General features: G+C 48.6%; 18 protein-coding genes, 17 tRNA genes and 3 rRNA genes. 34 read left to right on the forward strand and 4 right to left on the reverse strand.

The annotated features are described in order from the left end of the window. The first annotated feature begins 163 nt into the window (after window positions 1–163). Window positions 164–898 (forward strand): methyltransferase domain-containing protein, encoded by a 735-nt coding sequence (locus MKZ12_RS01645; protein ID WP_339258398.1) that lies wholly within the window; start codon window positions 164–166, stop codon window positions 896–898. A 59-nt stretch (window positions 899–957) separates the two neighbouring features. Here the strand turns inward: MKZ12_RS01645 and MKZ12_RS01650 are convergent, their stop codons facing one another. Then, window positions 958–1,602, reverse strand: coding sequence for a GntR family transcriptional regulator (locus MKZ12_RS01650; protein WP_036671927.1), 645 nt, complete (start codon window positions 1,600–1,602; stop codon window positions 958–960). A gap of 326 nt (window positions 1,603–1,928) precedes the next feature. Here MKZ12_RS01650 and MKZ12_RS01655 point away from each other — a divergent pair, with 326 nt between their 5' ends. The 24 genes from MKZ12_RS01655 to MKZ12_RS01770 all read left to right on the forward strand — a co-directional run bounded on the left by MKZ12_RS01655 (window position 1,929) and on the right by MKZ12_RS01770 (window position 13,123). Beyond that, complete coding sequence (locus MKZ12_RS01655) at window positions 1,929–2,750, forward strand: transporter substrate-binding domain-containing protein (RefSeq protein WP_339258400.1); 822 nt, start codon at window positions 1,929–1,931, stop codon at window positions 2,748–2,750. Between the two features lie 23 nt (window positions 2,751–2,773). Then, complete coding sequence (locus MKZ12_RS01660) at window positions 2,774–3,430, forward strand: amino acid ABC transporter permease (RefSeq protein ID WP_339239150.1); 657 nt, start codon at window positions 2,774–2,776, stop codon at window positions 3,428–3,430. 142 nt (window positions 3,431–3,572) lie between these two features. Further along, on the forward strand, window positions 3,573–4,793 hold the full coding sequence (locus MKZ12_RS01665) for an ornithine--oxo-acid transaminase (RefSeq protein ID WP_339258402.1): 1,221 nt from the start codon (window positions 3,573–3,575) through the stop codon (window positions 4,791–4,793). Then, window positions 4,783–5,757 carry an arginase gene (gene rocF / locus MKZ12_RS01670; protein WP_339258404.1) on the forward strand — a complete coding sequence of 325 codons (975 nt, stop codon included), beginning with the start codon at window positions 4,783–4,785 and terminating at the stop codon, window positions 5,755–5,757. The genes MKZ12_RS01665 and rocF overlap by 11 nt, the downstream gene beginning before the upstream one ends. Window positions 5,758–6,371: 614 nt before the next feature. Further along, window positions 6,372–7,923, forward strand: a 16S ribosomal RNA gene (locus MKZ12_RS01675). Window positions 7,924–8,229: 306 nt separating this feature from the next. Continuing rightward, a 23S ribosomal RNA gene (locus MKZ12_RS01680) occupies window positions 8,230–11,155 on the forward strand. A 76-nt stretch (window positions 11,156–11,231) separates the two neighbouring features. Then, window positions 11,232–11,348: ribosomal RNA gene (gene rrf, locus MKZ12_RS01685) — 5S ribosomal RNA — on the forward strand. Together the 16S, 23S and 5S rRNA genes with 17 tRNA genes alongside form the textbook arrangement of a ribosomal RNA operon. A gap of 59 nt (window positions 11,349–11,407) precedes the next feature. Continuing rightward, window positions 11,408–11,481, forward strand: a tRNA-Ile gene (locus tag MKZ12_RS01690). Between the two features lie 32 nt (window positions 11,482–11,513). Further along, window positions 11,514–11,589, forward strand: a tRNA-Ala gene (locus MKZ12_RS01695). A 1-nt stretch (window position 11,590) separates the two neighbouring features. After that, window positions 11,591–11,666: transfer RNA gene (locus MKZ12_RS01700), tRNA-Asn, on the forward strand. 3 nt (window positions 11,667–11,669) lie between these two features. Continuing rightward, window positions 11,670–11,761 (forward strand) — tRNA-Ser (locus MKZ12_RS01705). 17 nt (window positions 11,762–11,778) lie between these two features. Continuing rightward, a tRNA-Glu gene (locus MKZ12_RS01710) sits at window positions 11,779–11,850 on the forward strand. A 122-nt stretch (window positions 11,851–11,972) separates the two neighbouring features. After that, a tRNA-Val gene (locus MKZ12_RS01715) sits at window positions 11,973–12,048 on the forward strand. Window positions 12,049–12,064: 16 nt separating this feature from the next. After that, a tRNA-Met gene (locus tag MKZ12_RS01720) sits at window positions 12,065–12,138 on the forward strand. Between the two features lie 25 nt (window positions 12,139–12,163). Continuing rightward, window positions 12,164–12,241, forward strand: a tRNA-Asp gene (locus tag MKZ12_RS01725). Between the two features lie 22 nt (window positions 12,242–12,263). Next, window positions 12,264–12,339: transfer RNA gene (locus tag MKZ12_RS01730), tRNA-Thr, on the forward strand. Window positions 12,340–12,436: 97 nt separating this feature from the next. Further along, window positions 12,437–12,512: transfer RNA gene (locus tag MKZ12_RS01735), tRNA-His, on the forward strand. Window positions 12,513–12,524: 12 nt separating this feature from the next. Further along, window positions 12,525–12,599 (forward strand) — tRNA-Gln (locus MKZ12_RS01740). 12 nt (window positions 12,600–12,611) lie between these two features. Further along, window positions 12,612–12,687: transfer RNA gene (locus MKZ12_RS01745), tRNA-Lys, on the forward strand. A 9-nt stretch (window positions 12,688–12,696) separates the two neighbouring features. After that, window positions 12,697–12,784, forward strand: a tRNA-Leu gene (locus tag MKZ12_RS01750). Window positions 12,785–12,792: 8 nt separating this feature from the next. Further along, window positions 12,793–12,867: transfer RNA gene (locus MKZ12_RS01755), tRNA-Gly, on the forward strand. A 5-nt stretch (window positions 12,868–12,872) separates the two neighbouring features. After that, window positions 12,873–12,949, forward strand: a tRNA-Arg gene (locus tag MKZ12_RS01760). Between the two features lie 16 nt (window positions 12,950–12,965). Beyond that, window positions 12,966–13,039: transfer RNA gene (locus MKZ12_RS01765), tRNA-Pro, on the forward strand. Between the two features lie 13 nt (window positions 13,040–13,052). Further along, window positions 13,053–13,123 (forward strand) — tRNA-Gly (locus tag MKZ12_RS01770). A gap of 203 nt (window positions 13,124–13,326) precedes the next feature. Here the strand turns inward: MKZ12_RS01770 and MKZ12_RS01775 are convergent. Continuing rightward, on the reverse strand, window positions 13,327–14,187 hold the full coding sequence (locus MKZ12_RS01775; RefSeq protein WP_339258406.1) for a hypothetical protein: 861 nt from the start codon (window positions 14,185–14,187) through the stop codon (window positions 13,327–13,329). A gap of 128 nt (window positions 14,188–14,315) precedes the next feature. Then, window positions 14,316–15,242, reverse strand: coding sequence for a LysR family transcriptional regulator (locus MKZ12_RS01780; protein ID WP_339258408.1), 927 nt, complete (start codon window positions 15,240–15,242; stop codon window positions 14,316–14,318). Between the two features lie 424 nt (window positions 15,243–15,666). Here MKZ12_RS01780 and MKZ12_RS01785 point away from each other — a divergent pair, with 424 nt between their 5' ends. From MKZ12_RS01785 to MKZ12_RS01800, 4 genes are all read left to right on the forward strand, one after another. Beyond that, window positions 15,667–16,683: an ABC transporter ATP-binding protein gene (locus tag MKZ12_RS01785; protein ID WP_339258410.1), complete on the forward strand. Its 1,017-nt coding sequence runs from the start codon at window positions 15,667–15,669 to the stop codon at window positions 16,681–16,683. A 79-nt stretch (window positions 16,684–16,762) separates the two neighbouring features. Beyond that, window positions 16,763–17,836 (forward strand): ABC transporter substrate-binding protein, encoded by a 1,074-nt coding sequence (locus tag MKZ12_RS01790; RefSeq protein ID WP_339258412.1) that lies wholly within the window; start codon window positions 16,763–16,765, stop codon window positions 17,834–17,836. 135 nt (window positions 17,837–17,971) lie between these two features. Continuing rightward, entirely contained in the window at window positions 17,972–19,642 is a 1,671-nt protein-coding gene (locus MKZ12_RS01795; protein WP_339261274.1) for an iron ABC transporter permease, read from the forward strand. After that, window positions 19,639–21,273, forward strand: coding sequence for an MBL fold metallo-hydrolase (locus MKZ12_RS01800; protein ID WP_339258414.1), 1,635 nt, complete (start codon window positions 19,639–19,641; stop codon window positions 21,271–21,273). Before MKZ12_RS01795 ends, MKZ12_RS01800 begins: the two co-directional genes overlap by 4 nt. Before the next feature lie 91 nt (window positions 21,274–21,364). Here MKZ12_RS01800 and MKZ12_RS01805 read toward each other — a convergent pair whose 3' ends face one another. Further along, a complete protein-coding gene (locus tag MKZ12_RS01805) occupies window positions 21,365–22,030 on the reverse strand; it encodes a DUF4097 family beta strand repeat-containing protein (RefSeq protein WP_339258416.1) in 666 nt (221 codons plus the stop codon). A gap of 167 nt (window positions 22,031–22,197) precedes the next feature. Between MKZ12_RS01805 and MKZ12_RS01810 the strand changes: the two genes are divergently transcribed. The 5 genes from MKZ12_RS01810 (at window position 22,198) to MKZ12_RS01830 (ending at window position 26,218) form a co-directional block, all read left to right on the forward strand. Next, on the forward strand, window positions 22,198–22,356 hold the full coding sequence (locus MKZ12_RS01810; RefSeq protein ID WP_339258418.1) for a hypothetical protein: 159 nt from the start codon (window positions 22,198–22,200) through the stop codon (window positions 22,354–22,356). A 22-nt stretch (window positions 22,357–22,378) separates the two neighbouring features. Continuing rightward, window positions 22,379–23,143 carry a MerR family transcriptional regulator gene (locus tag MKZ12_RS01815; protein WP_339258420.1) on the forward strand — a complete coding sequence of 255 codons (765 nt, stop codon included), beginning with the start codon at window positions 22,379–22,381 and terminating at the stop codon, window positions 23,141–23,143. Further along, entirely contained in the window at window positions 23,133–23,795 is a 663-nt protein-coding gene (locus MKZ12_RS01820) for a GAP family protein (protein ID WP_339239162.1), read from the forward strand. The genes MKZ12_RS01815 and MKZ12_RS01820 overlap by 11 nt, the downstream gene beginning before the upstream one ends. Before the next feature lie 228 nt (window positions 23,796–24,023). Beyond that, window positions 24,024–25,253 (forward strand): anhydro-N-acetylmuramic acid kinase, encoded by a 1,230-nt coding sequence (locus MKZ12_RS01825; protein ID WP_339258422.1) that lies wholly within the window; start codon window positions 24,024–24,026, stop codon window positions 25,251–25,253. A 125-nt stretch (window positions 25,254–25,378) separates the two neighbouring features. Continuing rightward, window positions 25,379–26,218, forward strand: coding sequence for a MurR/RpiR family transcriptional regulator (locus MKZ12_RS01830; RefSeq protein ID WP_339242872.1), 840 nt, complete (start codon window positions 25,379–25,381; stop codon window positions 26,216–26,218). Window positions 26,219–26,227: the final 9 nt, after the last annotated feature.

The raw sequence follows: 26,227 nt of genomic DNA on the forward strand, positions 1-26,227 counted from the left end.
CAAATCCTCCTCATTAGATGCGGTTGCCGCTTGAATTCAACGGTTTGTATATCATAGTAGAGCGAAGAGGAATTGGTATGGACGAGTACCCGGAAAATCGAATAGGGAGGAGCCGTTTTTAAGTCTGTTCCATACACTGGGAGAAGTGAGGAGGGGATGTTGCGTGGATTATCATGACATGCTAGCTCGTTTAGGGGAAGGGAGTGCCCATCCTGGAGGATTTTTGGCAACACTGAAGTTGCTTGATAGCTTATCTCTGCCATTGGGTAGTCATATTCTTGAGATAGGATGTGGCACTGGGAGGACTGCGTGTTACCTGGCTAAAAGTGGATATCAAGTAACAGCCATTGATCTTCATCGCAATATGTTGGATAAGGCAGTTCGGCGAGCAAGACGAGAGCGAGTGGATGTTCGATTTATTCAGGCTGATGTAACATCGTTGCCTTTCCCGGAAAACCATTTTGATATGGTATTTGTGGAGTCGGTTACGATCTTTACCCCATGGCGGAGTGCACTTAATGAGTATAGAAGAGTGTTGAAGCCCGTTGGACTTTTGGTAGATCGGGAGATGGTTCTATCCGGCCAGAAGACCGAATTGATGTTTCGCAGACTAAAGCAATTTTACGGTATACGAACCTTGGTAACGGCGACAACATGGAGAAAACGCCTAAAACAGTGTGGCTTCACTAAGATAGAGGTCAAAGAACATTCACGTTCTATGGGAAAATGGGGCGTAGATCATGATCCACATCGTGAGATCGATATGAATTGGTTCGAGGATGAACAAATGCAGCGAATGAGCCAGACCAATGATCGGTTGCTCGCGAAATACGGCAAAAAGTTGGGGTATGCCGTTTTTCAGGCCAGAGCACCGTTGGAGATCGAAAAGGAAAAATAGGAAAAAGGCAACTCCACAATAGTTGTGGGTTGCCTTTGGTTTGTTACAGACAGGACGTACTACAGCATATCATTATCGATAATGCGCCAGTGGTGTTTGAGCAGGGCTTCCAGTTGGTTCTTATCTTTGGCTCGAAAAGCACTTAAAATTTGTCGGTGCTCTTCATTAACTTCGAGCAGTACCTCAGATAGCTTTGGTTTATTATCACTAACATACGACTGCCGGATGAAGCTGTTCTTCAATGTGTTTAACATCTCGATGACTGTGGCGTTACCACATCGCTGAATGTACAGGTTATGAAACTGATATTGGTTCTTGTTGTAGGCAGCAAGATCGAGCTGGCTGATATCTTCATCCATTCGGACAACGAGAGTTTCCATTTCCAAAAGTTCAGAGGGTCTGAGATGGTCTGCTGCAAGTGTGGCAGCAAGTGCCTCCAGCACACCAATCGCTTGGGAAAACTCCAGTTTTTTGCCTGCATCAAAAGGAGTGACAATAAATCCCCTGCGTGGGATGTATTGCAGCAGATTGTCTGAAGCCAGCTGGAAGAGGGCCTCCCGAGTAGGTGTCCGACTGATGTCCAGCTTTTTGCATATTTCAGCCTCGTTGATCTTCTGGTTGGGAAGCAGCGTTCCGTCCTGAATCTTCTGGGCAATGTAATCGTATACGTGATCTTTCAAGGACCGGTATTTGGGTACCTCCATACCGAATCCTCCTTTCTATGTAAAGTTAATAATTAGATGGGTGTGAGGCCGTGCTGGGTGCGCCGTTCAGGAGTTTCAAGTTTTAATCATCTTAACACCGAGGGGGAAGTTGGGCAAGCAAACTTCATATTTCAGAGGATGTAAGTGTCGTGTTATATATATCACATTTTATGGAATTAGAGCGTATAAATGTTTAAATAATGATTGTGATAACTCAGAATGTTTGTTAGTATTACTTACATATAAGTCCATATATTGTCTTATGTATATTGTATACAAATTGATCTTTATGCTACTAATTCCAAAAATGAATAGGGGTATGATTTGTGAAAAAAGTACTATTGCCATTGATGCTGCTGTTACTGGTTGTAATCATGTCCGCATGTGGTCAAGAAAAAACGACAGGGAACGGATCAGATGCTACATCGTCTTCTGGAAGTAGTTCTGCGGAAAAAAAAGTAATTGTACTTGGGACCAGTGCGGACTATGCACCCTATGAGTTTCATAAGAACATTGATGGTAAAGATACTATCGTAGGTTTTGACATCGAGATTGCCAAGGCAATTGCGGCTGATCTCGGGGCTGAGCTGAAGATTGAGGATATGGACTTTGATGGCCTTCTTATGGCCCTGGGTACAGATAAGGTTGATTTTGTAATATCGGGTTTAACCCCTACCGAAGAACGAAAGAAAAATGTTGATTTTACTGATATCTACTATTACGCAGAGCAGGCTGTACTTGTTAGAGAAGGAGACGATGCGGCATTAAAGTCAGTGGATGATCTATCGGGTAAGCAGGTTGGTGTACAGAAGAGTTCCATTCAGGAAGGGATTGCTCAGGAAATAGAAGGAGCAAAGCTAACATCTCTGGCCAAAATACCTGAACTGATCTTGGAGCTGCAGACGGGGCGCGTAGAAGCGCTCATTTTGGAGAAACCGGTAGCTGAACAGTATGTGAAGAACCAGGAGGGGCTTGTTGTTGCGGGTGTGGAGATTGAACAGGCAGAAGATGAGGGTGGTTCGGCCATCGCGGTGAAGAAGGGTAATCAGAAGCTGCTGGATCAGATCAACACTACATTGGAAAAGCTCAAAACGAATGGAGATATTGAACGTTTCGTCGTCGAAGCTAATGAGATGCTGGGTGAATAAACCGGACGAGTGAGGGATATGCCGTGAATTTAGATTTTTCATTTCTATTAGATCATTGGCAGGATTATGCACGAAGCGCGTGGGTTACGCTTGAGCTTTCCTTTTTCGGTGTTCTGTTTGGGACGTTGCTTGGTGTGATCATGGCATTAATGCGATTATCCCGAATATGGCCAATTAAATTGGTGGCTTCGGCGTATATTGAACTCATTCGAGGCACGCCGATGCTGGTACAGATTCTTATTATCCATTATGGCCTGACAGTTGTAGGTGTGAACTTGCCGGCATTTATGTCGGGGGTGGTAGCTCTAACGATGAATAGTTCGGCTTATATGGCGGAGGTATTCAGGGCCGGGATTCAAGCGATTGATAAAGGGCAGACAGAGGCTTCGCGCTCCCTTGGCATGACTCATGGTATGACACTTCGCTATATTATACTTCCACAGGCCTTTCGTAACATGCTTCCAGCTATCGGTAATGAATTCATTATTATCATTAAAGATTCTTCGCTTGTCTCCATGATCGGCATCGCTGAAATTATATACACAGCCAGAACGATTCAGGGTGTTACGTTCCAGCCGCTTGCTCCGCTGCTTGTTGCCGCTGGCCTCTACTTTATAATCACATTTACACTGGCCAACTTGCTCTCTTGGTTGGAACGTAGACTGTCTGCTTCCCGATAACTATTGATGGAGGATTCGGTTCGAAGAAAGGCTGGGAGTAGGCTACTGTGGAAATAGTGGGATATAGTCGTAAATGGTGGTGGTATCGCATACATTGATATTGTATTTTGTATACAATATTTTGGAAAGGTGTTGGGTATGTATGTCAGATTCCAAAATGTTAATAGATTGGTCGGAGCGTTATGCTGCACCTAATTATCATCCACTCCCTATTGTGATTGAACAGGCGGAAGGGGTATGGGTGGAAGACCCAGAAGGCCGCCGTTATATGGATATGTTAAGTGCATACTCTGCATTGAATCATGGTCACAGACACCCTGTAATCATACAGGCGCTCAAGGATCAGGCGGATCGGGTCACGCTGACATCACGGGCATTCCACAGCAGCTCAGCTTCTCTATTTTATCAGAAACTCTCACAATTCACGGGGAAATCCAAGATTCTCGCCATGAATACAGGAGCGGAAGCGGTGGAGACTGCGGTAAAGGCGGTACGTAGATGGGCTTATCGTTGCAAAGGTGTACCGGAGAATCAAGCCGAAATTATCGTATGCTCTGGTAACTTTCATGGAAGAACTCTGACGGTTACGTCATTTTCTTCTTCAGCGGAGTATAAAAAAGATTTTGGACCGTTCACACCTGGATTCCGGATTATTCCCTATGGAGATATTGAGGCGCTGAAAAAGGCCATTACGCCAAATACGGCTGGTTTTCTTGTAGAGCCTATTCAGGGCGAAGCTGGAATCGTTATCCCGCCTGATGGATATTTGGCTGAAGCCTTTGCTCTGTGTAAGAACCAGAAGGTGTTGACTGTGGCTGATGAGATCCAGACCGGATTTGGAAGAACGGGTCGCCGTTTTGCCTCCGACTGGGAAGGGGTTGAGCCGGACATCTGGATTATGGGCAAAGCACTGGGGGGAGGGGTAATGCCAATCTCGGCTATCGCTGCTGATGCGAAGATACTGGATTTGTTTGAGCCGGGCTCTCATGGCTCTACGTTTGGAGGGAACCCACTCGCCTGCGCCGTGGCTATTGCGGCTCTGAATGTTCTTGAAGATGAGAAGCTTGCGGAGCGATCGGAGCGTCTGGGGAACTATTTTATGAAAAAGCTTCGTGATATTCGCAGTTCGGCCATCCGGGACATCCGGGGTAAGGGTTTATTTATTGGTGTTGAACTGCATGAATCAGCACGACCTTATTGTGAGCGATTGATGTCTGCGGGTCTACTGTGTAAAGAAACCCATGAAACAACCATTCGTTTTGCTCCACCGCTGACAATTGAAGAGTCCGAGATTAATTGGGCGCTGGAGAGAATTGAGCAGGTTCTGATCGATAATGAAGGAGCTGACCTACATGAAAAATGATGATGATGTCTATGGTGGAATAAAAGATACTTCTATTGTTGCGGATAATACGGATCAGAAAACTGCGCGGCGTAATGTAACCATCATTAAGGTTCCTTTTGGACTCGGGGGAGCAAGAGGCGGCGCGGAGTTGGGGCCGGATGAATTGATTACAGCTGGACTGAAGAGGGAGATCACGAGTCTTGGGCTAGTTCTTTCCAAAGAAGTACGAGTAGATTGTCCTTCCGAACCGGCTGCCCCTACTGAGCGGAATCGTGTAAAACACTTGAATGAGGTACGTCAGGTTAGTGAGAAGGTGTGTCATGAAGTGTCGACTGCGGTAGAAGAGGGGGTCTTTCCCCTTATACTTGGAGGAGATCATAGTGTGGCGATTGGCACTTTGGCCGGATTAACAGCCCACTATTCCAATTTGGGTGTGATCTGGTTTGATGCACATGCAGACTTGAATACGGAAGAACGCAGCTTGTCCGGTAATATGCATGGGATGAGTGTGGCTGCTTCCTTAGGGCATACTGCATACAATCTGTCGCACATTGTTGGAGCAGGCGCGTTTATTGATCCGTCCAACTTGGTCTATATTGGTCTACGTGATCTGGATGAGTATGAGAAAGAGCAGATTAAAGGATTGGGAATCCAAGCATTTACGATGCATGATATTGACCGTATGGGAATACAACAGGTTATTGAACAAGCGATAGCTACAGTGGGGAAAGGGACAGATGGTATTCATGTCAGCTTTGACATGGATTGTCTGGACCCGCGGGAAGCTCCAGGTGTAGGCACCCCAGTACCGGGTGGCTTGAATTACCGAGAGGCACATTACGCATTGGAGATACTTGCTTCCACCAATCAAGTTACGTCAATGGAGCTGGTTGAGGTGAATCCGTTGTTTGACCACAATAGACATACGGCAAGACTTGGTGTGGAACTAATCGCTTCTCTGCTGGGTAAGCGCATATTATAGGTACTAAGAAGCGAAGCGGAGTGTGTAAGCAGTGCCTAAGAAATGAGTTTCTTATTTATATAGAAGGAAAAGAAAGCTGGGATCTCCGAAAACCAGGGCTATCCACAATCAATTGTTCACTGCATCGCAGTGGAAGTGGCTTCCCTGGTTACGTTGAGTGGGTAATTATATAAGAAGCTGCCTAATGAGGATGCTTAGAATCATTTCTATAGTTCGGGAGCGCTTCAGATTACACATTGTGTCGATGGGGTAGGTGATTATCAATTTTCAAAAAAAGCTTGCAATGTAAAACTGTACATGATATATTCTAATTCCGGCCAAGAAAACACGAGATACACGGTGCGGCAAGCGAATGAAATGAGCTTCGAAAGAAACTTAAAAAAAGAGCTTGCAAAGTTGGTTCGGACATGATATTATATAAGAGTTGCTGAAGAGAAAGACGTTTGGTAACAAAACAAGTTTGATCTTTGAAAACTGAACAACGAGTGAGTAAACATTCTGCTTGCAGAATGAACGCGAAAGTTGAAACAAGCCTTGGCTTGGATCGACTGGAGCATAAATGAGATTTTTAATCTCGTCAGATTCAAAATGAGCTTATCGCTCTTTTCAATACTTTATTGGAGAGTTTGATCCTGGCTCAGGACGAACGCTGGCGGCATGCCTAATACATGCAAGTCGAGCGGAGTTGATAAGAAGCTTGCTTCTTTGATGCTTAGCGGCGGACGGGTGAGTAACACGTAGGCAACCTGCCCTCAAGTTTGGGACAACTACCGGAAACGGTAGCTAATACCGAATAGTTGTTTCCTTCGCCTGAAGGAAACTGGAAAGACGGAGCAATCTGTCACTTGGGGATGGGCCTGCGGCGCATTAGCTAGTTGGTGGGGTAACGGCTCACCAAGGCGACGATGCGTAGCCGACCTGAGAGGGTGATCGGCCACACTGGGACTGAGACACGGCCCAGACTCCTACGGGAGGCAGCAGTAGGGAATCTTCCGCAATGGGCGAAAGCCTGACGGAGCAATGCCGCGTGAGTGATGAAGGTTTTCGGATCGTAAAGCTCTGTTGCCAGGGAAGAACGCTTGGGAGAGTAACTGCTCTCAAGGTGACGGTACCTGAGAAGAAAGCCCCGGCTAACTACGTGCCAGCAGCCGCGGTAATACGTAGGGGGCAAGCGTTGTCCGGAATTATTGGGCGTAAAGCGCGCGCAGGCGGTCATTTAAGTCTGGTGTTTAATCCCGGGGCTCAACCCCGGATCGCACTGGAAACTGGGTGACTTGAGTGCAGAAGAGGAGAGTGGAATTCCACGTGTAGCGGTGAAATGCGTAGATATGTGGAGGAACACCAGTGGCGAAGGCGACTCTCTGGGCTGTAACTGACGCTGAGGCGCGAAAGCGTGGGGAGCAAACAGGATTAGATACCCTGGTAGTCCACGCCGTAAACGATGAGTGCTAGGTGTTAGGGGTTTCGATACCCTTGGTGCCGAAGTTAACACATTAAGCACTCCGCCTGGGGAGTACGGTCGCAAGACTGAAACTCAAAGGAATTGACGGGGACCCGCACAAGCAGTGGAGTATGTGGTTTAATTCGAAGCAACGCGAAGAACCTTACCAGGTCTTGACATCAGCATGACCGGGCTAGAGATAGTCCTTTCCTTCGGGACATGCTAGACAGGTGGTGCATGGTTGTCGTCAGCTCGTGTCGTGAGATGTTGGGTTAAGTCCCGCAACGAGCGCAACCCTTGATCTTAGTTGCCAGCATTTCGGATGGGCACTCTAAGGTGACTGCCGGTGACAAACCGGAGGAAGGTGGGGATGACGTCAAATCATCATGCCCCTTATGACCTGGGCTACACACGTACTACAATGGCCGGTACAACGGGCTGTGAAGCCGCGAGGTGGAACGAATCCTAAAAAGCCGGTCTCAGTTCGGATTGCAGGCTGCAACTCGCCTGCATGAAGTCGGAATTGCTAGTAATCGCGGATCAGCATGCCGCGGTGAATACGTTCCCGGGTCTTGTACACACCGCCCGTCACACCACGAGAGTTTATAACACCCGAAGTCGGTGGGGTAACCGCAAGGAGCCAGCCGCCGAAGGTGGGATAGATGATTGGGGTGAAGTCGTAACAAGGTAGCCGTATCGGAAGGTGCGGCTGGATCACCTCCTTTCTATGGAGAATCGTTTCCCGCGTGGAAACATTCAAATACGCAGCTTAGCTGCAAACTACTCACTCGTTGCTCAGTTTTGAGAGCTCAAACTCTCAAACAGCTTGCTTTTGCATGGAGCTTGTTCTTTGAAAACTAGATATCGAAACGAAAGTAAATGCGAATTAGAACATTCCTTTTTAGCTGAACTTGTGTATAACAAGTTTCAATAAAAACGGTAGATTGCACGTACGATGGTATCGAATGGGAGCGACTTTTGGCTTTGCGCAAGCAAAACAAGGGAAGCGAGCAGTCGAAACCGGAGCACGAGGTTAAGCTACTAAGAGCACACGGAGGATGCCTAGGCGCTAGGAGCCGATGAAGGACGTGGCGAACAACGAAACTGCCTCGGGGAGCTGTAAGCAAGCTTTGATCCGGGGGTGTCCGAATGGGGAAACCCAGCTGGGGTAATTTCCAGTTACTCATAACTGAATACATAGGTTATGTAGAGGCATACCAGGGGAACTGAAACATCTAAGTACCCTGAGGAAGAGAAAACAATAGTGATTCCGTCAGTAGCGGCGAGCGAACGCGGAGAAGCCCAAACCAAGGAGCTTGCTCTTTGGGGTTGTGGGACGTCTCACATGGAGTTACAAAGGAACCGGTTAAGCGAAGAGGTCTGGAAAGGCCCGCCAAAGAAGGTAAAAGCCCTGTAATTGAAAGTCTGTTCCCTCCGAGACGGATCCCGAGTAGTGCGGGGCACGTGAAACCCCGTATGAATCCGGCAGGACCATCTGCCAAGGCTAAATACTTCCTAGCGACCGATAGTGAAGCAGTACCGTGAGGGAAAGGTGAAAAGCACCCCGGAAGGGGAGTGAAATAGAACCTGAAACCGTGTGCTTACAAAAAGTCAGAGCCCGTTTTAGGGGTGATGGCGTGCCTTTTGTAGAATGAACCGGCGAGTTACGTTCCCGTGCAAGGTTAAGGTGAAGAGCCGGAGCCGCAGCGAAAGCGAGTCTGAATAGGGCGATGTAGTACGTGGACGTAGACCCGAAACCGGGTGATCTACCCCTGTCCAGGGTGAAGGTGCGGTAACACGCACTGGAGGCCCGAACCCACGCACGTTGAAAAGTGCGGGGATGAGGTGGGGGTAGCGGAGAAATTCCAATCGAACTCGGAGATAGCTGGTTCTCCCCGAAATAGCTTTAGGGCTAGCCTCGGAAAACAGAGTCGTGGAGGTAGAGCACTGATTGGGTGCGGGGCCCGCAAGGGTTACCAAGCTCAGTCAAACTCCGAATGCCATAGACTTACTTCCGGGAGTCAGACAGTGAGTGCTAAGATCCATTGTCAAAAGGGAAACAGCCCAGACCATCAGCTAAGGTCCCCAAGTGTGTGTTAAGTGGGAAAGGATGTGGAGTTGCACAGACAACCAGGATGTTGGCTTAGAAGCAGCCACCATTGAAAGAGTGCGTAATAGCTCACTGGTCGAGTGACTCTGCGCCGAAAATGTAACGGGGCTAAACACACCACCGAAGCTATGGCTTGATGCTTTGCATCAGGGGTAGGGGAGCGTTGTATAAGGGTTGAAGGTGTACCGTAAGGAGCGCTGGACATTATACAAGTGAGAATGCCGGTATGAGTAACGAAAAGATCAGTGAGAATCTGATCCGCCGAAAGCCTAAGGGTTCCTGAGGAAGGCTCGTCCGCTCAGGGTAAGTCGGGACCTAAGGCGAGGCCGAAAGGCGTAGTCGAAGGACAACAGGTCGAAATTCCTGTACCACCGTAAGCCGTTATGAGCAATGGGGGGACGCAGTAGGGTAGTGACGCGGACTGATGGATGTCCGTCTAAGCAGTAAGGCTGATGTGTAGGCAAATCCGCACATCGTAAGGCTGAGCTGTGATGGGGAGCGAAAATTGTAGTAGCGAAGGTCATGATCTCACACTGCCAAGAAAAGCCTCTAGCCAGGTGAAGGTGCCCGTACCGCAAACCGACACAGGTAGGCGAGAAGAGTATTCTAAGGCGCGCGGAAGAACTCTCGTTAAGGAACTCGGCAAAATGACCCCGTAACTTCGGGAGAAGGGGTGCCCCGGTAGTGTGAATAGCACGAGGGGGCCGCAGTGAAAAGGCCCAAGCGACTGTTTAGCAAAAACACAGGTCTGTGCGAAGCCGTAAGGCGAAGTATACGGGCTGACGCCTGCCCGGTGCTGGAAGGTTAAGGGGAGTGGTTAGGAGCAATCCGAAGCTGTGAACCGAAGCCCCAGTAAACGGCGGCCGTAACTATAACGGTCCTAAGGTAGCGAAATTCCTTGTCAGGTAAATTCTGACCCGCACGAATGGCGTAACGACTTGGGCGCTGTCTCAACGAGAGATCCGGTGAAATTTTAATACCTGTGAAGATGCAGGTTACCCGCGACAAGACGGAAAGACCCCATGGAGCTTTACTGCAGCTTGATATTGAATTTGGGTACGATCTGTACAGGATAGGTGGGAGCCTTTGAAACGGGAGCGCAAGCTTCCGTGGAGGCAACGTTGGGATACCACCCTGATCGTATCTAGGTTCTAACCTGGTACCGTAATCCGGTGCGGGGACAGTGTCAGGTGGGCAGTTTGACTGGGGCGGTCGCCTCCTAAAGAGTAACGGAGGCGCCCAAAGGTTCCCTCAGAATGGTTGGAAATCATTCGAAGAGTGCAAAGGCATAAGGGAGCTTGACTGCGAGACCTACAAGTCGAGCAGGGACGAAAGTCGGGCTTAGTGATCCGGTGGTACCGCATGGAAGGGCCATCGCTCAACGGATAAAAGCTACCCTGGGGATAACAGGCTTATCTCCCCCAAGAGTCCACATCGACGGGGAGGTTTGGCACCTCGATGTCGGCTCATCGCATCCTGGGGCTGAAGTAGGTCCCAAGGGTTGGGCTGTTCGCCCATTAAAGCGGTACGCGAGCTGGGTTCAGAACGTCGTGAGACAGTTCGGTCCCTATCTGTCGTGGGCGTAGGAAATTTGAGAGGAGCTGTCCTTAGTACGAGAGGACCGGGATGGACGTACCGCTGGTGTACCAGTTGTTCCGCCAGGAGCACCGCTGGGTAGCTATGTACGGACGGGATAAACGCTGAAAGCATCTAAGCGTGAAGCCCCCCTCAAGATGAGATTTCCCAGTATGTAAGACCCCTTGAAGACGACGAGGTAGATAGGCTGGGGGTGGAAGTGCAGCAATGCATGGAGCTGACCAGTACTAATCGGTCGAGGGCTTATCCAATAGCAAGTCTAATTCGCATACTTTCGTTTCGAATCTAGTTTTCAGAGAACAACAACTCTGAAATGTAAGCTATGCGTTTGGTGGCGATGGCGGAGGGGTTCCACACGTACCCATCCCGAACACGACCGTTAAGCCCTCTAGCGCCGATGGTACTTGGACCGCAGGGTCCTGGGAGAGTAGGACGCCGCCAAGCGATTTCCCTTTGGGGTATTTTTTTTGCCCCCCTTGCCAAGGAATAAGGGATATATATTAGGGCCCTTAGCTCAGTTGGTTAGAGCGCACCTCTGATAAGGGTGAGGCCGGTGGTTCGAGTCCACCAGGGCCCATAGCAAGACCACAACAAAAAAAACCAGAGTATGGGGCCATAGCTCAGCTGGGAGAGCGCCTGCCTTGCAAGCAGGAGGTCAGCGGTTCGATCCCGCTTGGCTCCACCATTCCCTGATAGCTCAGTTGGTAGAGCACTCGACTGTTAATCGAGTTGTCACAGGTTCGAGCCCTGTTCGGGGAGCCATATGGAGAGGTGTCCGAGCTGGCCGAAGGAGCACGATTGGAAATCGTGTAGGCGTCACAAGCGTCTCGAGGGTTCGAATCCCTCTCTCTCCGCCAGATAATTTTTTTAGCAAGGCCCGTTGGTCAAGGGGTTAAGACACCTCCCTTTCACGGAGGTAACAGGGGTTCGAATCCCCTACGGGTCATAGCAATACCTATTGCTTTAACAAGGGATGAGAATCCCAAAGGTTCGTCGGAGGATATACCTCGTGAGCAGCTGCTTCGCAGTCTCGAACGAAGTGAGAGTATCCCCTACGGGTCATATTATGGAGGCTTAGCTCAGCTGGGAGAGCATCTGCCTTACAAGCAGAGGGTCGGGGGTTCGATCCCCTCAGCCTCCACCATATTATCTTTTAACGACGCGGGGTGGAGCAGCCCGGTAGCTCGTCGGGCTCATAACCCGAAGGCCGCAGGTTCAAATCCTGCCCCCGCAATTCACTTTCCTTGAGAAAGTATTATGGAACCGTGGTGTAGTTGGCCTAACATGCCTGCCTGTCACGCAGGAGATCGCGGGTTCGAATCCCGTCGGTTCCGCCATTTTTAATTAAATATACACCATGCCGGTGTAGCTCAACTGGTAGAGCAACTGACTTGTAATCAGTAGGTTGGGGGTTCAAGTCCTCTCGCCGGCACCATTTTTAGTACTTACATCTGAATTTGTAATTGAATGTATATTATAGATGCAGTTGTTAATACTAAGATACTCTTAGTGGATGAATGGCTTACTCTATGGCGATCGTGGCGAAGTGGTTAACGCACCGGTTTGTGGATCCGGCATTCGGGGGTTCAATTCCCCTCGATCGCCCCATGATTTTTTTAATGGGGATTAGCCAAGCGGTAAGGCAACGGACTTTGACTCCGTCATGCATAGGTTCAAATCCTATATCCCCAGCCATTTCATTATTTTGAGTCATTAGCTCAGTTGGTAGAGCACCTGACTTTTAATCAGGGTGTCGAAGGTTCGAGCCCTTCATGACTCACCATTATATTTTGCGGTCGTGGCGGAATTGGCAGACGCGCACGGTTCAGGTCCGTGTGGGCTAACCCCCCGTGGAGGTTCGAGTCCTCTCGACCGCACCATATGTTTTGCGGAAGTGGCTCAGCGGTAGAGCATCGCCTTGCCAAGGCGAGGGTCGCGGGTTCGATTCCCGTCTTCCGCTCCATATTTGCGCCCTTAGCTCAGCTGGATAGAGCGTTTGACTACGAATCAAAAGGCCGGGAGTTCGAATCTCTCAGGGCGCGCCATTATTTTCATAAGTATCGGGATGTAGCTCAGCTTGGTAGAGCACCTGGTTTGGGACCAGGGGGTCGCATGTTCAAATCGTGTCATCCCGATTTTTTTTATTATGCGGGTGTAGTTCAATGGTAGAACTTTAGCCTTCCAAGCTAATAGCGTGGGTTCGATTCCCATCACCCGCTTCCTAGATATATTGAAAGAGCCCTTGCTTATTGCAGGGGCTCTTTTTGTATTAGTCATTTACACTCTTAATTAGTGAACTCTAAATTAGCTTACTGTATAAGTATCTTAATTCACTTAATTCAAGGAACGACAAAAGCTCCGCTTTCTACGATGAACGCAGGAAGAGGAGCTTGTGATGTTTCATTAGTACGATGACGAATAATTAGTATCTTTCAAGAATCGTCTGTGTCTTCAAGCCATCGGCCGGAATCAGCCAGTTGTTGTTCTCCAGCAATTGCAGCAGTTGGGTACGCAGCCCCGATACGGCTACAGCATCATCGGTTTTGAAAGAGACCTCTACGATATTTTCAGTACCTGTACCTGCTGCATTACGGATCGGCCATACTTCGAGTGTAAGTTCTTGACCATTCCATGTACCTTCATAACGTTGGAATGTGATCGGGCCATATGCACGGGATTGCGTCAGCTGCTGCTTGCCCCAGTTGGAGGCAGACCAGTTTTTCAATTTGCCAGGGAGCTTGTCCAGTAACATGTTCAAGGCTTCTTGCTCTGAAGGAAGTTGAACACCTGTTGCGTTGTTATCGACCTTTTTCGTGTTGGAGAAGCTTAGTGTTTGTTTGCCATATCCCCAATCGATCTCAGCCTCGTAATTATCATCCGATTTATCGAATCCTTCTTGGTTAGCCAATGTCAGCGCTGCGTTGATATCACCATTGATGACAGGGTATCGTTTTTTGTAGGTCAGTTCGTAGTTGTTTTTATCATCCTTCTTGCGAAAACGAACATTCCATCCTTGCTCATCCAGTCCGAGCGCATTGGTGTCAAAGTACTCTACGTTAATGTTTCTTGGCGTGGAACTCAGGCCGAGGGTCTGAATGACTTCACTGCGTGGTGTCCCATCTGTATTCAATACGAGTTCCGGCTTGGCTAGAAACTTTACTTCATAAGCAGGAACAGCATTGGCAGCAGCTGAAGCCTGGGGTGCTCCCAGAAACGTCAATCCACTTCCCAATGTTACGATGCTCAGCATGAATGAGGCAGTTACCTTTTTCCACTTTTTCAAAACCAATCACTCTCCTAATCTGGATTAACGTACAGCTCCCACTTTATCGTCCGAGTATCTGAACGCGATTAACGGGGAACGCACATTGCGTTAACCCTGCATAGATTTGATGAATGGCAAACGATAGTTTATAGAGGATCAGGGGAATTCGCTATGGAAACAGGGAAGCCGTAGCTCACCTCTCGCAGCACTTCTTTGAAGCGATTTACTTGAACTGAAGGATGGCGGTCCTTGTTATGTACGGTATATATATGGCGCGGTGCCTGCTCTCCCGGAATGGGAAGAACCTGAATGAGCCCGTGCTGCTCCTCCCACTGTACTGCCATTCGTGACATGAACGAGACATGCCCCCTAATTAACACAAGCTGTTTGATGGCTTCCAGGGAATCCATCTCCACCGTACTCCTCAAACGAATGTCATGTTGCGCGAGCCATTGGTTGGTTAGTCGCCGAGTACTGGATTCGTTGCCATGTAGGGCAAATGGGATCTGAGCAATATGCTCAGGCGTCAATGGTTCCTTCTGGGCCAACCCATGCTGTGGAGAGCAGATTAATACCAAGTCATCCTCACATAACGTCTCAGCTTGCAGCGCGGGTCCGACAAACGGCTCAGAAGAGATCACCCCCAGATCAATCTGATGCCGAATTAACATCTCGCGAATAACGGGTGATGGTTTGACGGATAAGACGATACGAATGCCAGGGAATTCTTGAGAAAAGGTATTGAGTATAGCGGGCAGCAGATATGTAGCTGGTACATAGCTTGCCCCAATGTGCAGAGTGCCCCGATATAGACTGTCATATTCTTTTACTACCCGCCTTGCCTCTTGGGTCAGGGCATTGATTTTGACGGAATAGTGGAGCAGGGCTTGTCCGGCCTCGGTTAGAAAGGTCTTTCCGCTGCGCGATTCGAATAATCGCACGCCCATCTCTTCCTCCAATGACTTCATATGAAATGTAACGGTTGGTTGTTTGATCCCCAGTAACTCTGCCACGCTTGTCATGTGATGATGCTTATCGATTAGTTCAACAATTTGCAGTTTGATCAGATTCAATGTCCCAACACTCCTCTCACTTCTACTAACCCCAATATATAAGATGATCTAATATTTTTCATAAAGACGGAGAGTACAGAACCAATCTGAAGAAGCGAAGCCAAAAGCTTTCTGGAAGAAAGCTACTTCGGAAGCATATGCTTCGCCTTTATCCCCGGATTTCTCCCTTTAAAAAGGGAGTATAAGAAATCTGGGGATAACAGCGATCGGAAGATGGTGCTGTAATCGAAGCGAAAACATGAAAATTAATTTAGTTCACCTACTATAGATTTAATCTATGAACATCAACAGAATTCATCTAAAAAGTTAATTCCAATTTTACATACAAGACATACAACTCGCGAAAGCGGACGTTAGACTGAGAACAGTGCAAGAGATGAAGTAACAAAAGAGATCAAGTAACTGAAGACAGGCAGGGATGCTTATGAAATTAGAGATAACGGGAATTCAAAAATCATTTAATCAAACACCCGCACTGTTGCCGACAGATCTAACGCTTGAACATGGCAAGTTCACGACACTGCTTGGCCCATCAGGCTGTGGCAAAACAACACTACTCCGCATGTTGGCCGGGCTGGAACAGCCGGATGCGGGGGAGATACGTGCAGATGGTGAGTATATCTACTCTGCGGCGAAGCGGATTGATATACCAACACACAAGCGTAATCTGGGCATGGTGTTTCAGGATTTTGCATTATGGCCGCATATGACCGTATATGAAAATGTAGCGTTTGGCCTAAAGGCCGGAAAACAGAAAGCCGATCTTCGGCAAAAGGTGAACGAAGCCCTTGGTATGGTTCGCCTGCAAGGCATGGAAGATCGATATCCTCATCAGCTGTCTGGTGGACAGCAGCAACGGGTTGCTTTTGCCAGAGCCGTAGCCGTCAGACCTGGTGTGATCCTGTTCGATGAGCCACTAAGCGCATTGGATGCTGTACTCCGGGAAGAGATGCGGATTGAGATGATGTCCTTAGTACGGGATATGGGACTGACTGCGCTGTACGTCACGCATGATCAGATTGAAGCGATGTCGATGTCGGATGAGATTGTGGTGATGCAGAAGGGGCGGATATTGCAAAAAGGAAGCCCGGAAACGATCTACTCGGCGCCAAGTGATCCGTATGTCGCTTCGTTTATCGGAAAGTCCAACTGGCTCACGCCTAATCAATCGATGGTGCGTCCAGAGCATGTCACCTGGAACAAAACAGGTCATGACGATCTGTGTTATCCGGGAACTGTACTCAGCGTCAGCTATGTAGGTGAACGCTATGAAGTGCGGGTGCAGATGGAAGGGCTCGGCGTATGGACAGCCTATATGAACCATAGAGTACGCGTAGGCGAGAAGGCTCAGCTCTATGTTGCTCCCGAGTGGATATGCCGCATGGATGGACAGGATGTCGAAACAGTGAATCACCGTGAAGTGATCGCAGCAGCTAATTAGGGATGAATTGATGTGTGAATGCAATCAAAAGCACTACAGATTGAACAACTTAATCGGAAACCAGGGGAGATGGATGAATATGTTGGGGATGAAAACACGGAAAAAGAGTGCAATGCTGTTATTAACTGCGGTAATGAGTATCAGTTTGTTCGGATGTAGTACGGGGAACACAACCACAGGCAATGCGGCACAACCCGCAAGTGAGGGAAACACAGCAGCGGCGGCGGAAACAACGAAACCGGCTGGCGGCAAGTTGGTATTGTACAGTGCTGGCCCACAGAAACTGGCCGATAACATCGTGAGTGGATTTACAGACAAAACAGGGATCGAAGTTGAAATGTTCCAGGGAACAACAGGCAAAATCCTGGCTCGTATGGAAGCTGAGAAATCCAATCCGGTAGCAGACGTTGTAATCCTGGCCTCCTTGCCTTCAGCACAGGCTTTGAAAGCCGATGGTTTGACGATGCCTTACCCCGAAGCAGCCAATGCGGACAAGCTGAACAAGGACTGGTCGGATGCAGAAGGCAACTATTTTAGCAGCAGTGCTTCCGCACTGGGTATTGTGTATAACACCAAACTGGTATCTACCCCGCCAACAAGTTGGGCAGATCTTGCTACGCCTGCGTGGAAAGATGCCGTGAACATTCCCGACCCTACATTATCAGGCTCAGCACTCGACTTCATCACAGGATACCTGAGTGCGAATGGTGAAAAAGGATGGGACCTGCTCAGTGCCTATAAAGCCAATGGTGTAGCGATGGCGGGAGCCAATCAGGAGGCACTTGATCCCGTTATTACAGGTGCCAAAAGCATCGTAGCCGCAGGTGTGGACTACATGGCGTATTCCTCCAAGGCAAAAGGTGAACCACTGGATATCGTATATCCGGAAGAAGGCACGGTAATCAGTCCAAGACCGGCAGCAATTCTAAAATCCAGTCCGAATGTAGAGAATGCCAAAGCGTTCATTGACTACTTGTTGTCTGACGAAGCACAGAAGCTTGTTACAGATGCTTATCTAATCCCGGGCCGCGAAGATATTGAAGCGACTAACCGTGCCAATGTGAAGGATATCCCACAACTTAAAGTGGATTGGAACTGGATGAGCGAACATGGCGAAGAGACAGCAGCGCGTTTTTCCGAGACGTTTAAATAAGAGTACTTTTGCATAAATCCAAAGAACGTCTTTCAATAAGCAAGGTATAGATCGAAATACTTCATTCTATTCGTCTAAATCATACCTGCTGTCTGTGGAAAGTCATGTGAGGTGAACGTAGTGAAACCTGTTGTTATGGACAACAACCGTATTTTTCGGAGAGTGGGCGTGATTCTGGCCCTCTTTCTGCTGACCATAAGTATTGGCGTGCCGCTCTTGCTGATTTTCTGGCAAAGTGTCTATGTGGACGGACAATGGGACTGGATGGCACCGATTCGCACGATTACGGGACATCATCTGTCGGGTGTACTGCTGAATTCCGTCTGGCTTGGCATCTGCGTGGTGGCGGTAACCACGCTGCTGGCGCTGCCGCTGGCCTGGATGATGGCGAAGACCCGCATGGGTGAGCATCGCTGGGTGGATGTCATCCTGATGATTCCATTCATGACCCCGCCGTATATCGGCTCGATGGGCTGGATTCTTTTTATGCAAAAAGGGGGGTATCTCCAGCAGTGGGTACCCTCATCTGTAGGCTGGAGTGAGCTTTTCTTCAGCTTCTGGGGCATGGTGCTCATCATGAGCCTGCACCTGTTCCCATTCCTGTATCTGCTGCTTCGTGATGCATTGATCCGCATCGGCGGAAATCTGGAAGAAGCGGGGGCTGTGCACGGTGCACGTGCAGGGTACCGTTTCAGACGCATTATTTTACCCTTATTGTTGTCGTCCTACGGCATGGGGATCATGCTGGTCTTTGTCAAAACGATTGCGGAATTCGGTACACCGGCAACCTTCGGGCGCAAGATTGGCTATTATGTCATGACCTCTGAAATTCATAAGTACATCTCCAGTTGGCCGATTGATTTCGGCAAGGCGACTTCGCTGGCATCTGTGCTGCTGTCCGTCTGTCTGGTGATGTGGTATATGCAGTCTGCCATGAGCCGGAAGTTCACGTATCGTCTGGTGGGTGGTAAAGGGCAACGTTCGAAGCGATATTCTCTACGCGGCGGAGCCGGATGGTTGTGCGGGGTGTATCTTGCGATCCTGTTGATCCTGTCGGTAGGTATCCCGTATTTCTCCATCATTGCCGCTTCGACCATGAAGCTGCGGGGATCGGGAATTGCTTTTGATAATCTCACCTTGGATCATTACAAAGAGCTCTTATCTTGGGGATCAGTGAGTATGAAGGCCATCGGGAACAGTCTCGGTCTATCCCTCGCGGCTTCAACCGTTGCTGTTGTTATTGGTACGGGTTTTGCGCTCGCGATCGGCAGATCATCTTCATTCATGCAGCGTGTGATTGACTTGTTCAGTCTGTTGCCTAATACGGTGCCGGGTATCGTGATGGTAGTGGGTCTGATTCTCTTCTGGAACTCACCCTGGATGCCTGTCACGTTGTATAACACCTATGGCATGGTTGTTCTCACGTACGTTGTTCTCTTCTTGCCTTACACCGTGCAGTATGTAAAATCGAGCTTTACCCAGATTGACGGAACATTGTTCCAGGCTGGGCAAGTGTTTGGGGGGAAGCCGCTGTATATTCTGCGGCGAATCCTGATCCCATTGATTCTGCCCGGCATGCTGGCGGGCTGGATGATGACCTTTACGATTGCTACCCGAGAGCTGGTAGGTTCGTTGTTGATTCTCCCGCCGTCCATGCAGACGTCGGCGACGTATATTTTTGCCCAGTTTGAACAAGGTCAGGTATCACTCGGAATGGCGATGGCCGTTGTGACTGTAGGCATGACGGTGCTCATGCTGCTTGGAATCGAACTGCTGAATTCAAAGAGAAAGTGGAATGCATCATGATCAAACTGAACGTATGGGGCGGTGCAGGCGAACATGGACGTTCCGCCTATCTCCTGAGCGGGAGCCGGTTTCGCATTTTGCTGGATTGTGGTGTCAAAAAAGAAGGCACGGGCCAGTATCCGCTGATTGAGCCGGAGATTGTACCACAACTGGACGCGGTCCTCTTGTCTCACGCCCATGAGGATCATTCGGTCGCTATCCCTTTGCTGTATAAGATGGGCTACCAGGGTGAAGTGTGGACGACAAGGGAGACGAGGGAGCAGCTGGGTACGTATTTTCGGGCATGGCGCAGCAGCATGGAACGTGCAGGACATGTAATACCATATGATAAAGCTGATGAGCAGCGTATTCGATACAGGTTTCTGGAAAACGAAGCAGACCGGGGCCATTGGTTTGAAATCATACCTGGGGTGGCGGCAGTCTGGGGGCGTAGCGGGCATCTGGCGGGTTCGGTCTGGTTCGGTCTGGAGATGGAGGGCAAGCGGATTCTGTACTCCGGTGATTATACGTCCGAGTCCATGCTTCTACAGGATGACGATGTGGCTGACGGATTCCGGTGGGCAGACCTGAATCGCGATAGCTGTGTATGGGTTGTTCCTGCTCCGGTTCAAAGCCTTCAGGATATGTCCAACTCCAACGCGCCCAATGTAAAAACGGATGCGAACAGCGAACAGGTCAGCGAAATGGTACTTGGTCAAGCTATGGGACAGATACTGGTTGATCAATCAGCATATGCTCAGACCCTTGCTGATACAGGATCTACCGGATCAGAGACAGCACTAGGCTCATCTGCATTGTTACACAGCCACAACCTTACCGAACAAATGCACATGAGAGAGCGTATGGATGCCATAGCATCCATGTCTGACTCATCCCAGGTTAAGCTTGATCTGGCGATCGTAGATGCTGCCTATGGTACGGACCAGGATACGCAGGCCGATAAACTGCAGCAACTGGAGAGCGCGATCAGCAGTACGCTTGCTCGGGGTGGCAAGGTTTTATTGCCTATGCCTGCGGTGGGCCGCGGCCAGGAGATTATTCTGTGGGCGCAGCAATGTTTTCAGGACATCCCCATGATTGTGGAACAGAAACTGGTGCATGGGATGACACAGTTACATCGTGTTCCCTATTGGCTCAGGACGGAAGAGCGGATTGGGGAAGTTTCGCCTGCGGACAGCATCGATCATTTTCTGAGCGGAGAAGGTTGGGCAAAGACATCTACCGAAGAAGAGCGTCTGCAGTTGCTGGAACAACATCATGTTTCCCTCTGGTTTGTGCCGGACGGCATGATGCAGTCCTCGCTTGCACGTTGGTACTATGAGAAATGGGCATCGGATGAGAAAAATCTGATTCTGCTCACCGGGCATGTTGCCGCCGGAACATTTGCCGATGAGTTATTGAAAAATCCAGAGGCACATGGCGAATGTGAAGTTAGGAAATTGCGTTACAAAGTTCATCAGGGTTGGAGGGATGTGGAGCAGATGTTGGGCCGGATATCGGCACGGCATACCGTGCTTGTGCATACTGACCTTGCGGAGACGGAACGGTTGAGACAAGGTTTGCTTGATGAATATTCATCTGCGCAAGCTGATATCCAGGCGTTGTCTCCAGGAGATGAGTTATCCTTTTAATAGTTGCACATCTGATTTTAGTACATCCGAGGCGCCTTTGTGCGCCTCTTTTTGTCTTTTCAATTGAAATGTATTGGAAGATAGGCATGTCTTATTGAATCGATATATTACCTGATTTGGTGCGGATATGGACTTGATATTTCCCTTGCCCTGTAGTGCCTTTGGAGGTGTGTTTGTTATCACTAATCTGCTGCAAGTCGAAGGAGTGAGAACGTCTTCCACTTCGAGATTCCATGGTCCAGTTCACATTCGGATTTTCTTCCATTACGTTCAGTGTTATATTACCGCTCGTTGAAACAAGGTGAATGTTGGAGAGAATACGGTCCGCATTTATGTCAATCGAGCCACTAGTCCCGTTAACCCACAAGTTGGATTGGATATGGTTGATCTGGACTTTTCCGGATGAACTGTTAATACGCAAATCACCTTCATAATGAAGTGGGACTCTAACCGTGATTACAGGTGTGTTCGCCAGATTAAAGATCCGAACCATATGTTTACTTGCAGAGATCCTTACGTCTCTGTGTCCGCGGACCATATTAAAAACGGGTTTATGATCATATGCGTTACTTGATACTTCCAGAGAGGTAATATCGGGTACAGTCTCCACGGTTATTGGAGTACTCCCATTATCTATTGAGATGAGGTCAATGGAATTCAGGGATGCCTTTTGTGTGTCGGTAATGGCGCTACTGGATAAGCTACAGGATGTTAAAACAAAGAGCAGACAGAAGCATAAGGAAATAACTTTTGTCATCAGATCACCTCCGGTATGAATTTGAATTTTGTATGACTTCATGTTATATGATGACGTAACGTCAGGATCAAGGTGTTTTCCGAAAAAAAAGGGGTTGAAGTTGACGTAACGTCATTATGTATAATGGTCACGAATTCAGTTATATAGGGCAAAGGAGGGTAATAATCATGAAAACGGAAGATATTTTCATATATAGTTGCGTTATTATCGGGGCAGGTATAGGACTAATCATGAATCATGTATTTCCAGGTGTGTTAATTGGGCTGGGGGTAGGCTATCTGTTGAAATATACGATGATAGACGGGAAAAAGAAAAATGATATATGAGCTGTAGGAGGTGTATAACGCATTGTATATTCATATTCATGAACTCGCGCACAGAACGGGAATGACAGTGAGAACATTACGATATTACGACTCGATCGACCTCTTAAGTCCTTCCTCCAAAACGGAAGGGGGGCACAGATTATATGTAGAAGACGATTTAAAGAAGCTACAGCAGATTCAATTTTTCAAAAATATGGGCTACTCGCTAAAAGAAATTCGGGAGATGCTCACCGATGAGTCATGGAATTGGGAACAGTCTCTAAGGAATCAACTTTCCTATATTATAGAAGAACAACAGCGGTTGAATTCTATGGCCTCATCTCTGAGAGAAATGTTAAACAGCCTTATAATGGAGCAAGGTAATAAGCAAGATACGCTTGAGAAGCTGATTCAGCTCTCCAAGCCAAATATGGACAGGCTACGATCATATAAAGAAAACAGCTTTAGCCATGATGAGCTGGAATTATGGGAGAAACTGCCCCGTATGCAAGGTAATGATCCCGATTCTCTGGAATGGATTGCACTGATTGGCCAGTTGAAAAGTCAGATGAATAATGCCCCTAATGACGATAAAGTCCAGAATGTAATTCGTCGTATGCTGGAGAAGCAGCAGGAACAGTTTGGGGGAGAGGACGCTTTTTTGGATAAACTGTGGGATGCCAGAAAATCTACTCAAGCATCCAATGAGCTTGGATTTTATCCGTTGGAGCCAGAACTGCTCAATTACATGGAAGCGGCTTATGATATTTTTATGGAGAACAAGAGTGGACCTACTCATGAAGGCTGAATTACTGTTTTATATTGGGGGACTTGCACTACTGGATACATTAAGTCCTGCGCTGATCGGTGTAACGTTATATTTAATGATTCAAGAGAACCGGCGTTTTGGCTCACGGCTCATGATCTACGTAGTGACCGTCATGTTTTTATACTTGGTTCTGGGCGGTTTACTGATGGTAGGATTGGAGCTGTTACAAGCAATCTTCACGTCATTTTTTCAACATAAAGTTGTGAGCTGGGCCCTTTTGATCGTAGGAGGAATACTCTTTACAGGGAGTTTCTGGGTCAAACCGAAGGCAGGTGGAAGAAAGAAATATCAAGTTCCCCGTTCCACGGGGTTCAAGGGATTACTTGTCATGGGCATCTCTACATTTTTGTTGGAAGCAGGAACCGCTCTTCCCTATTATACTGCGGTAAGTCTGATGATCACGGAGGGACTTCCAATAACGGGATGGATACTCATTCTTATTGGATATAATCTAATCATGATCACGCCACCCCTTGTGATCTATGTGTTGCATACATGGCTGGGTTCCAGGATACAGGGGATCGTGGAAAAGCTGCAAAGAAAACTGGAGGAACAGTCCGGGTCAGTTCTCTCCTGGATGATGTGCATTGCAGGGCTGGTTCTGATCTTTAGTGTGCTCGATTATATATAGTGTCTACTGACGAATGAACAGGTTTTCGCTGAGGGCGAGAGCCTGTTTTGGCGTGCCGATCTGTCTACAAATCGGAAAACGTAGGAAAAGATACATAGAGAGTGGTTAACCTTTATCGTATGTAATTTAATTTCACATATAGTTTGACTTGTGAAATTTTATATCATATACTGGGTAAAATGTTGGCAGATGACGTGATCATCGGGTCTTGCAGGAGGTTGGAAATGGATGGATACAGGCAGCTATCCGATGTGGGAGAAGTATCGTTTGAAGCAGGAGCATCTGGTCATCGGACTAATGTCAGGGACATCTCTGGACGGAACGGATGCAGCGCTGGTGCGTATTCAAACCGATATGAGCGGTGCATTACAGGAGATCGAGCTGGTTGATTTCGTCTGTGTGCCGTATTCGAATGAATTAAGAGACGTACTGATCCGGTTATGTTCACCGGGGACTGCTCGTGTCGACGAGCTGACAGCCGCGCATTTTGGTGTATCGGAGTGGTATGCGCATAGTGTTACGGAATTGATGCAGTCCGCCGGTATCTCAACGCAGCAGGTGGATGTGATTAGCATGCATGGACAGACGGTATGGCATGCTCCTGTAGCATCTGCGTTTCCAGGTCCATCGGGAGCAAGTATTGATGTGGTATCGACATTGCAGATCGGTGAATGTGCGGTCGTTCGAGAACGGACAGGACTGCCAGTGATTGGCAATCTGCGAGCAAGGGATATGGCGGCTGGTGGGGAGGGTGCTCCGCTTACGCCTTATGCGGATGCTCTGATGTTCCGCAGTCCGACGGAAGGGCGGCTGGTGCAGAATATCGGCGGCATTGGAAATGTAACGGTGCTTCCATGCGAGTCATCTACCGAAGGTATTTCGGCTTTTGATACGGGACCGGGCAATATGGTGATGGATGCCATTGTGCGGCAGGCAACGGACGGGCGGCAGCATTATGATCCGAGTGGAAGCATTGCCGCACAGGGGAAGGTCGATCAGGGTCTGGTAGACCTGTGTTTGGAGGATGAGTATTTCAAACGACTCCCGCCGAAAAGTACCGGGCGGGAAGTATATGGCGCCGCGTATGCAGTGAGACTGATGGAGATGGCCGCAGCACGTTCCTTAACGCTGGAAGATACGCTGGCTACTGCCACCTGTCTGACCGCAGAGACCATCGTACGTGCAGTGAAGGATTTTATCCTGCCCAAAGTGCACATATCGGCCATGCTCGCCTGCGGTGGTGGCACTTCAAATGCCACCTTAATGGAGATGATCCGTCATAGACTTCCAAAGGAGATCCGTTTGGAACGAACAGCAGATTACGGCATACCGGATGATGCTCGGGAAGCCATTGGATTTGCTTTACTTGGCCATGAGGCACTTATGGGCAGAACCAACACACTCCCGGCAGTAACTGGTGCGAGACACGCCGTAATCTCGGGCAACCTGACGCTCTAGTGAGACCTGACTTCGAATGGAGTTCAGTTAGGGAAAGACATGCAATTCAATTAGACGCGAGTGAAATTATAAGATAAAATGCTTGTACATGAATGCAGTATGGAAAGGAGGAGCGAATGGAGAGCATGAAAGGTGGACTTGTACGTTTACGCGCATTAATGGATGACCTGACCCCATCGGAGCGGAAGATCGGAGCTTATATTCTCGATCACCCACAAGAAACCGTCCAGTCCTCGGTGGCACAGTTATCCGAACGTAGCGGGGGCAGCCCGGCAGCTATTATTCGTCTCTGCAAATCGCTCGGGGTAGCAGGTTTCCAGGAACTGAAGCTTAAGATTGCTGGAGATTTACAGACGGATGAGCAATATAATTATACGGAGATTCGTCCCCAGGACTCCATGGAGAGCATTATTCAGCATGTGTCCGCAAATAATATTCAGTCAGTGAAGGATACGGTTCATATTCTGGACCCACGTCTGGTGGAAAAGGCTGTGGACGTGCTTCATCGGGCAAACCGGATTTTTTTCTATGGGGTAGGGGCCTCGAACCTGATTGCGCTGGATGCACATTACAAGTTCATGCGAATCAATCGCACAAGCTTTTCGTTTGCCGATCCACATATGCAGATTTCGTCCGCAACGACGCTCCGCGAAGATGACGCGGTGGTATGTATCTCGTATTCAGGAGAGACATCGAATGTAATCTCCTGTCTGAAGCATGCTCACGAAGGCGGTGCAGCGACAATCAGTATTACCAAGTGGGGCAGCAATACACTCAGCAGTATGGCGGATGTGCCTCTGATGATTACGTCCACCGAAAGTGATATTCGGAGTGGAGCAACATCGTCACGGATTGCCCAGTTGAACGTGATCGACATTTTGTATCTGGCGATTGCCAGTCGCGACTACAACCAGTCGGTGGAATATTTGGAGAAGAGCCGACAGGCTATACTGGAGCATAAATGAAGTAGAATC

The organism is Paenibacillus sp. FSL R5-0713 (assembly GCF_037973325.1).
In the GTDB taxonomy this organism is placed as follows: Bacteria; Bacillota; Bacilli; order Paenibacillales; family Paenibacillaceae; genus Paenibacillus.

Bases quoted from the DNA above. Each gene is read 5' to 3' on its own strand.
- MKZ12_RS01650 (WP_036671927.1), bottom strand. From the start codon at position 1,602: ATGGAGGTACCCAAATACCGGTCCTTGAAAGATCACGTATACGATTAC.
- MKZ12_RS01665 (WP_339258402.1), top strand. From the start codon at position 3,573: ATGTCAGATTCCAAAATGTTAATAGATTGGTCGGAGCGTTATGCTGCA.
- rocF (WP_339258404.1), top strand. From the start codon at position 4,783: ATGAAAAATGATGATGATGTCTATGGTGGAATAAAAGATACTTCTATT.
- MKZ12_RS01785 (WP_339258410.1), top strand. From the start codon at position 15,667: ATGAAATTAGAGATAACGGGAATTCAAAAATCATTTAATCAAACACCC.
- MKZ12_RS01790 (WP_339258412.1), top strand. From the start codon at position 16,763: ATGTTGGGGATGAAAACACGGAAAAAGAGTGCAATGCTGTTATTAACT.
- MKZ12_RS01795 (WP_339261274.1), top strand. From the start codon at position 17,972: ATGGACAACAACCGTATTTTTCGGAGAGTGGGCGTGATTCTGGCCCTC.
- MKZ12_RS01800 (WP_339258414.1), top strand. From the start codon at position 19,639: ATGATCAAACTGAACGTATGGGGCGGTGCAGGCGAACATGGACGTTCC.
- MKZ12_RS01805 (WP_339258416.1), bottom strand. From the start codon at position 22,030: ATGACAAAAGTTATTTCCTTATGCTTCTGTCTGCTCTTTGTTTTAACA.
- MKZ12_RS01810 (WP_339258418.1), top strand. From the start codon at position 22,198: ATGAAAACGGAAGATATTTTCATATATAGTTGCGTTATTATCGGGGCA.
- MKZ12_RS01820 (WP_339239162.1), top strand. From the start codon at position 23,133: ATGAAGGCTGAATTACTGTTTTATATTGGGGGACTTGCACTACTGGAT.
- MKZ12_RS01825 (WP_339258422.1), top strand. From the start codon at position 24,024: ATGGATACAGGCAGCTATCCGATGTGGGAGAAGTATCGTTTGAAGCAG.
- MKZ12_RS01830 (WP_339242872.1), top strand. From the start codon at position 25,379: ATGAAAGGTGGACTTGTACGTTTACGCGCATTAATGGATGACCTGACC.